General features: G+C 67.5%; 4 protein-coding genes. All 4 read right to left on the reverse strand.

Features of this window, described 5'->3' with window-relative positions; genetic code table 11:
* Positions 1 to 437: sugar nucleotidyltransferase (locus IE224_RS20580; RefSeq protein ID WP_191313364.1), on the reverse strand; the 437-nt coding region annotated here is incomplete at its 3' end.
* Entirely contained in the window at positions 434 to 1,291 is an 858-nt protein-coding gene (rfbD, locus tag IE224_RS20585) for a dTDP-4-dehydrorhamnose reductase (RefSeq protein WP_191313365.1), read from the reverse strand. The genes IE224_RS20580 and rfbD, both read right to left, overlap by 4 nt.
* Positions 1,288 to 2,328 carry a dTDP-glucose 4,6-dehydratase gene (rfbB, locus tag IE224_RS20590; RefSeq protein WP_191313367.1) on the reverse strand — a complete coding sequence of 347 codons (1,041 nt, stop codon included), beginning with the start codon at positions 2,326 to 2,328 and terminating at the stop codon, positions 1,288 to 1,290. Before rfbB ends, rfbD begins: the two co-directional genes overlap by 4 nt.
* Positions 2,325 to 2,828 (reverse strand): dTDP-4-dehydrorhamnose 3,5-epimerase (gene rfbC, locus IE224_RS20595; RefSeq protein WP_191313369.1); only part of this gene is annotated, 504 nt, incomplete at its 5' end. The genes rfbC and rfbB, both read right to left, overlap by 4 nt.

A 2,828-nucleotide genomic window follows, 5' to 3' on the forward strand; every position in this document is an offset into this window, starting at 1 on the left:
TAGCGTTCCGGATCGGCCACGCGATAGCCGAAGACCGTGCCGCCGCTGTCACGCCCGCCTGCCGCCTTCAGCAGTTCGGGCAACCCGTGGCCGAAGAAGATGTTGTCGCCCAGCACCATGGCCGAGGGCGCGCCGGCCAGGAAATCCTCGGCCAGGATATAGGCCTGGGCCAGCCCGTCGGGGGAAGGCTGGATGATCCATTCGAACCGCAGCCCCCATTGCTCGCCGCTGCCCAGAAGCCGCTGGAACTGGGCCTGGTCCTCGGGGGTGGTGATGATCGCGATCTCGCGGATGCCGGCCAGCATCAGCACGCTGATCGGGTAATAGATCATCGGCTTGTCATAAAGCGGCAGAAGCTGCTTCGACACGCCCATCGTGATCGGATAAAGGCGCGTCCCCGAGCCGCCTGCCAGAATGATGCCCTTGCGCGTCGTCATGTCGGATATCCCAGTTGCTTCAAGACCCGGTCCAGATCGGCCTGCCAGTCGGGCCGGGCAATGCCGAAGTCGCGCCCGATGCGCGCGCAATCCAGCCGCGAGTTCGCGGGGCGCCGCGCGGGCGTCGGATAATCGCTGCTGGGGATGTCGCGCACCCGGCAGGACAGCCTGGCGCGGGCGAAGATGGCGCGGGCGAAATCGGCCCAGCTGACATCGGGGGCGCCCGCGAAATGGTAAAGCCCACCCTTGGCAGGATCGGCCAGCATCTGCCGCGCCATCTCCAGCAGGGCTTGGGCGATCCGGCCGGCTTCGGTCGGTCCGCCGACCTGGTCGGCCACCACCGTGATCTCGTCGCGCTCGGCGCCGAGCCGCAGCATGGTCTTGACGAAGTTTGCGCCATCCGCGGAAAACACCCAGGACGTGCGCATGACCGCCCACTGCCCGCCGGCTGCCGCCACCTGTTCCTCGCCTGCAAGCTTGGTCCGGCCATAAACGCCAAGCGGCGCCGTGGGCGCATCCTCGCCCCGCGCCTGCTCGCCCGAGCCGTCGAAGACATAGTCCGTCGACACATGCAGGAAGGGGATGCCCCCTTCCGCCGCCGCCCGGGCAATGGCGCCGGGGGCGGTGGCGTTCAGCACCAAGGCGGCCTCGATCTCGGTCTCGGCCCGGTCAACGGCCGTATGGGCCGAAGCATTGATGATCGCGGTCGGGCGCAGGTCGCGGATCCTTGCCGCCACCGCCTGCGGATCGGACAGATCGGCCTCGGCGCGGCCCCAGAAGGTCGCGTCGGGAACAAGCCGTGCCAGGGCCTGGGCCAGTTGGCCAGACTTGCCGAGTACCAGAAGCCCGGTCATCCTGTCCGGCCCAGCCTCTGGCCCACGCCGTCGCGCGACAAAAGCGGCTGCCACCAGTCGCGGTTGCCCAGATACCATTCGACGGTCCGGCGCAGCCCTTCCTCGACCGTGACCGAGGGCCGCCAGCCCAGTTCGTCCCGGATGCGGGCCGGGTCGATCGCATAGCGGCGGTCATGGCCGGGGCGGTCGGTCACGAAGGTGATCAGGTCCGCGTGCGGCGCGCCTTCGGGATGCAGGTTGTCCATATGGGCACAGATGGTGCGAACCAGGTCGATGTTCGTGGCCTCGTTCTCGCCGCCGATATTGTAGCTGCGGCCGATCTGGCCCTTCTCGACCACCAGCAGCAAGGCATCGGCATGATCCTCGACGTAAAGCCAGTCGCGCACGTTGCCGCCATCGCCATAGACGGGGATCGGCTGGCCCGCCAGGGCCTTGAGGATGACGACCGGGACCAGCTTCTCGGGGAAGTGGTAGGGGCCGTAGTTGTTCGAGCAGTTGGTCAGCACGACCGGCAGGCCATAGGTCTCGTGCCAGGCGCGCACCAGATGGTCGGACCCGGCCTTGCTGGCGGAATAAGGGCTGCGCGGGTCGTAGGGGGTGGTTTCCGTGAACTGCCCCGTCTCGCCCAACGATCCGAACACCTCGTCGGTCGAGATGTGGTGGAAGCGGAAGCCTTCCGGCCGGCCTTGGGCCGTCCAATAGTGGCGCGACGCTTCAAGCATGTTGAAGGTGCCGATCACGTTGGTCTCGACAAAGGCACCGGGGCCGTCGATGGATCGGTCGACATGGCTTTCGGCGGCCAGGTGCATCACTGCGTCGGGGCGATGGGCGGCGAAGACGCGGTCCAGGGCCGCGCGGTCGCGGATGTCGACATGCTCGAAGGTGTAAAGCGGGCTGGCCGCCGCACCCGCCACATTGGCGGGATTGGCGGCATAGGTCAGCGCATCGACATTGACCACCTCGTGCCCGCGCGACACCGCAAGCCGGACCACGGCCGAGCCGATAAAGCCCGCGCCGCCCGTGACAAGGATCCTCATGCCGCCACCATGTGGTCAAACGGGGATCGCCAATCCGCAAAGGCCGGGGCGTCGCGGTCCTTGTCGGACAGCAAGGGATCGCTGACGCCCCAGTCGATCCCAAGGCTGTCCCAGCGGACCGCGCCGTCGCTGGCACGGTCGTAATGCGCGGTGCATTTGTAGACGATCTCGGTGTCGGGCTGGGTCGTGACAAAGCCGTGCAGGAAGCCCGCGGGGATCCACAGCTGCCGGCCGTTCTCGAAGGAAAGTTCGACCGAAACCCATTGGCCATAGGTCGGGCTGCCCAAGCGCGCGTCCACCGCCACGTCCAGAAGCGCGCCGCGCCCGCAGCGCACCAGCTTGCCCTGCGCGAAAGGAGGCGCCTGGTAGTGAAGTCCCCGCACCGTCCCCGCCCGGCGCGACAGCGAATGGTTGTCCTGCACGAAGTCCGGCAGGTTCACGCCAGCTTCGGACAAGGTCCTGCGGTTCCAGCTTTCCGAGAAAAAACCCCGCTCGTCCCC

The organism is Paracoccus aerius (assembly GCF_014656455.1).
Classification (GTDB): domain Bacteria; phylum Pseudomonadota; class Alphaproteobacteria; order Rhodobacterales; family Rhodobacteraceae; genus Paracoccus; species Paracoccus aerius.

Bases quoted from the DNA above. Each gene is read 5' to 3' on its own strand.
- rfbB (WP_191313367.1), bottom strand. From the start codon at position 2,328: ATGAGGATCCTTGTCACGGGCGGCGCGGGCTTTATCGGCTCGGCCGTG.
- rfbD (WP_191313365.1), bottom strand. From the start codon at position 1,291: ATGACCGGGCTTCTGGTACTCGGCAAGTCTGGCCAACTGGCCCAGGCC.